Annotated in this window: 1 protein-coding gene; it reads right to left on the bottom strand. The window is 59.6% G+C overall.

Going from position 1 to position 265, the window contains the following annotated elements; genetic code table 11:
• Nucleotides 1-34: 34 nt before the first annotated feature.
• On the bottom strand, nt 35-265 hold a 231-nt coding region (locus IZU87_RS17455), incomplete at its 5' end, for a transposase (RefSeq protein WP_502711615.1).

Here is a 265-nt window from a genome sequence, read left to right as displayed (position 1 = left end):
TGCGGCTCGACCATTGTCAGGCGCTGGGCCCGACTCAACGATCGAGCCTGCGTGACAAAAAATCCCGTTCCACCGTCAGCTTGCCGATCTCGCGATAGAGCGTATCGATCTCCTCTTGGGTCTTCTGGGCGGTTTTACTGGAACTTTTGCCCTCGAAGACGCCGGTGGCGTTGTCCAGCAGGTCGCGCTTCCACTGACTCACCATGGTTGGGTGGATCTCGAAGCGGGCTGCGATCTCTGACGTGGTCTGTTCCCCCTTGAGGGC

The sequence above is a fragment of the Cobetia sp. MC34 genome, assembly GCF_018340035.1.
Lineage (GTDB): Bacteria > Pseudomonadota > Gammaproteobacteria > Pseudomonadales > Halomonadaceae > Cobetia > Cobetia amphilecti.
The sequence above is the reverse complement of the archived record's forward strand: the minus strand, read 5'-3'. Positions and strand labels throughout refer to the sequence as shown.